Source organism: Anaplasma phagocytophilum, assembly GCF_023476575.1.
Taxonomy (GTDB): Bacteria; Pseudomonadota; Alphaproteobacteria; order Rickettsiales; family Anaplasmataceae; genus Anaplasma; species Anaplasma phagocytophilum_A.
Genome location: NZ_JAHLEX010000028.1, coordinates 8,452 through 12,392, shown reverse-complemented (window position 1 = coordinate 12,392; position 3,941 = coordinate 8,452). Strand labels below are relative to the sequence as shown.

The window sequence follows — 3,941 nt, the reverse complement described above, 5'->3', positions numbered from 1 at the left end:
ATTAACCTACGCTTACGCATATGCTCTGAAAGATTATCTTGAAATTCTGGAAAATGTGCATACGCCCTTACCATAAAATCAGTACGTACACGCTCATCTAGAAAGACAGCAGCAATAATTTCTTTTTCATACTCTGCTCCTCTAAGATACATATACCTTAGCTTTTCTAGTGATATTTCATTTAAAACCTTCAATACAAAGTTCACTTGGACAGTAACGAAAGGCATACTCTTCTCAACAAACGAGTAATATTCCTTCTTGTAATGACCGAGACAACAAAGCGACTTCAACTCTCTAGCCAGCATCTGTGCGATTACCGAAGTACGGAATTGCATATTATAAAGGAACATGAAATATAGCGACCACTTTGTCAGCGGCGTAGTTAACGGTTGAAAAAATCTTTTATAACCAATAGAGCATGCATATACCGCACACATTGCAGTATAAACATCTTCACTTTTTGTATCATGTGGTTTCGGTAGATCACCTGGAGTATTATCGCGTACAGCCTCTAAAAAGCATAGAAGCTTGCGGGATGTTTCATCGTTTTCATGTTTGAGCTTCAGCATATAGCACTCAAAGCCGAGAGGATTGTTCCTAATATCTGACGCAATCCTCATACCCAACCTAGTCGTATAAAAAAGAGGACTAATCTTTAGCCACATATTGCCATTGCAGGTACGACTGATCTGAGTAAACCCTTGAGTATGAAAGTAGTAAAATAGCACATATCGTCTAAAAGCTATCGTGCCCCTAGTACTACACAAAAGCTCCCGCGAGAACAGCATAGAGACAAGGTTACAATATGTAAGCTTAACTTCTGATAAGCAGTATGCATCCACCCTATGCCTTGAAGGAGGGGTACCAACACCATTCTCTGCAAGCGACGTAACACAATAAACTCTAGAGTTGTTAATAATATTAAAGTTGCTGCGCCTTATCTTAAAAACTAAGCGCATCTTATACGGATGACCTATATTAGGCCTGTAATCACTGCATCTACTGGAAAACAACTTGAAATGACCGCTGTCAATATACTGCTCACCAATACGTAAAGAAACCTTATCTCTGTTTCCCTGTTCTATTCCAGGAACTAAAGCAACATCCCCTCTTTTGCAGCAAGAAATGACTTTTCTGTGACTAGCATCATCGCCTAAGGCATCACTCGATATAGCGCATATAATGTACGCATCATATACACGCCTTCTTGCTCCCGTCATTTCTTTATTTTGCTGCAATTCTGAATTCTCTACTTGCGTAACAAATTGATGTCCAGAAAGCACATTCACAAGATCATCAGGCTGACACGAAACACACCTTGCATCGGGCAAATTTCTTTTGGAAGGCATATCCCTATCTAGGTCGGCAGTAACCCTTTTCCTGAATATACTTCCAAACATCACGGTGACTAATACAGCCAATGAGACAACAAGAACAGATATGGCTAATATCTCCACCACCCAAATCGGATGATGCTTTTTTGATACGATAAGACTGATTACTAGTATTAAGGCCGCTGTAAGTAGCGCACAGGCACCAAGATATGCAAGGGCTTCGCCAAACCTCTGCAATCGATTATTAGCATCCCTTCCTTTTCTACCGACGCCTTGCCTATGCATACCTCTACTCACTTACAAAACATAACACTCTGCAATGATGCAACTAATGAGTGAAAATTTCAACTTATTGGGTATATTATTGTATTATATCGCACCTAGTCATACGCACAGGCGAAAGAACATTGTATTGCACCATTAGTGTTAATTTAACAAAAAGAAAGATTTATTTAAAAGATTTATTTAGTAGCTAAAGAAATTTATAAATTTCCTTCTTTTTATATCCTTTCTTGAAGATATTGCACTGGCACGTCACTTCTCTCTTATATTATACTAAGACGGTAATTTTCAGAAATTACTGAGTTAAAAGTAATTTACATGGGTGATAAATGCTTCCAGACGTGTATTGTCTATATAACTAGAGATACTGTAAGCGTTTATATACCTGGAGATGCGAGTTTAAGGCCACATCTCCAAGCATTTTTATTACTACTCTTCTAAGCTATCACTAAAGAGTTTTAGTCATAACTTTTATGCTGTTCCTCGATCAATATCCCCACTAATCAGCGCAGAGTTACCTTTCATATGCAAGATGGATGGCACAATACCTTTATCTTTTCTCATTGAAGCTGTGTACTTTACAGTAGACCCTGATTGAGGTGAATCTATTGTAGTTTTAGCACCTACAGCAACAAGTTCTTTTACTGAAACATCCGGAAGTACAGTGTGTTTTCCTGAATCATTTAGAACTGCGTTTTGAACTTTATCTTTTGCCCCTGCTTTTAGAACTTTTTCATCCTTAGCTATAGCATTCAGAGCTTTTTGCATCTTTTCTATACCCTCAGAATCTTTATTATGTTTTGCAACTTCATGCTCTTCGCTCAGAATCTTGGTAAGTAGATGCACAGCGTCCATATCGTATAGCTTTTTTATAATCCGTTCTCTTTTTTTAGCACTTCGCTCCATTGTAGCAGCTACATATTGAGGAGCTAGTTCGTACACTTGTGCAGCTTTTCTGCCTAGATCTTCAGTAGAATCCACCGTTTCTTGAAGGCGATCCTTTTGAGAATCTTTTGTAGCTGAATATTCTACTTTCTCATAGCTTTCAGCAAGATTCGTCGTAGTACCTTGAGCACATTGCTCTTCTATAATCTGCCCTCTTTCAGCATCTTTACCTATTGCATTCTCTAGCTCATACACCGCTGGGATGCTACTATCCAAATCCATAACAGATAGATTCAAAGCATCTATAACTTCCGAAAATAGCGCTCCCGCTTTAATATTTTGATCTCTTATAGCCGCATCGCGCTTTTCTATCAGATACAGGCAAGCCAGTTCGCCAAGACCACTAGCGCATATATTATGTATAATCCTTTTTCCTTCAGCAGGGTTACCCATTTTTTCTAGATATGCTTCAACTAATTTATGGACATGCGCAGTCTTCATAACCCCACGGAGAGTATCTATCGCTTCTTTAATCAAATCCTGTTGAGACCCCTGTGCTTTAGCATACTCTTTTACCAACAAATTCTCAGCAGCAATTCTGTCTTCAGCATTTAGATCTTTTTTTAACATTTCTACTCTTTCTGCACTTGTACCTATTGCTAGATACTTTGCAACTAGACTCCTTATCTCTTCTTCTCTTTTTTTACATTCTAGAAGATGTACAACATCTTTTATCTTCTGTTGTTTAGGATTATTCGTAACTGTCTCCCCTGTGCCTATAAACCTTGCACTAAGATACTTTCTAGCTAGATCTAGCCCATTGATAGCCTGTAACTGCTTTACTAGCTCATCTATATTACTTTCACGTATACACCTAATGGCTAGATTTTCAGCACGTGTCATTATTTTTCCTTGATTTTTACAATCTCGCGCTAAATCTACTAAGTTTTTTTTGATCAGATCTTTCTGAGGACTTTTTTCAGCTGCATCATACTTTGCAGATAGATAACCTATGGCCAGATTTACCATACCCATATCAGATAGATCTTCTACAATCCACCTTCTTTCAGCATCTTTACTAGTACCTACTGCGCACAGATATTTCTCAGCTAGATATTCGGTACGCTGTTCTTCTTTTTCAACAATTTTGAAAAATTGTACAATACTTTTCAAATCTTCTCGAAGATGCGCTTGAACTTCATGCCCTGCATCACTTATCTTTTGACCCATATGATCATACAGCATATACACAACTTGCTCCACATTACCAATAGCAATATCGCGTATTGACGCCATAATCAGGTCTCTTTCAGCATCTTTACCTCTTGCATTTATATATTCCTCAAGCAGTTCTTTAAAACGCGCATTTTTTTTAGCATAATCTGCACAATCTTGTGTTAGAGTTTCTATGACTTTTTGAAGCTGCTCCCTAGTTTGATC

Annotated in this window: 2 protein-coding genes; both read right to left on the bottom strand. The window is 38.1% G+C overall.

The features are described 5' to 3' along the window. The coding region (locus tag KPX09_RS02315) for a hypothetical protein (protein ID WP_249548780.1) at positions 1–1,619 on the bottom strand (1,619 nt) is incomplete at its 3' end. 468 nt (positions 1,620–2,087) lie between these two features. Next, the coding region (locus KPX09_RS02310) for a hypothetical protein (RefSeq protein WP_249548779.1) at positions 2,088–3,941 on the bottom strand (1,854 nt) is incomplete at its 5' end.